The sequence below is a fragment of the Pseudomonas sp. GW821-FHT07G10 genome, from assembly GCF_059418545.1.
On sequence record NZ_JBWKQB010000063.1, the window covers coordinates 3,317 to 3,767 of the forward strand.

At 67.8% G+C, this 451-nt stretch carries 1 protein-coding gene; it reads left to right on the forward strand.

Going from position 1 to position 451, the window contains the following annotated elements; genetic code table 11:
* Positions 1-451 (forward strand): Ig-like domain-containing protein (locus AC07O1_RS30305; RefSeq protein ID WP_495091185.1); only part of this gene is annotated, 451 nt, incomplete at both ends.

Genomic DNA, 451 nt, shown 5'->3' on the forward strand with positions numbered 1-451 from the left:
GCCAGGGCAGTGCCAGCGTTGCGGGCAACCAGCTGCAGTTCAACCCGGGGGCTGATTTCGATCACCTGGCACAAGGCGCCACGGCCAGCGTCACGCTCAGCTACAACATGACCGACGAGCACGGCGCGCCCGCCAGCAGCACCGTGGTGGTGACCATCACCGGCACCAACGATGCGCCGGTGGCGGTGGCCGATACGGCCGCCGGCACGGAAAACCAGACCCTGACGATCGACGTGCTGGCCAACGACACCGATGTCGATGACGGCCACGCGTTCACCTTGGTCAGCGCCAGCGCGCCGATCGGTCAGGGCACGGCCAGCGTCGCGGGCAACCAGCTGGTGTTCAACCCGGGGAGCGATTTCGACCACCTGGCACAAGGCGCCACGGCCAGCGTCACGCTCAGCTACAACATGACCGACGAGCACGGTGCGCCCGCCAGCAGCACCGTGGT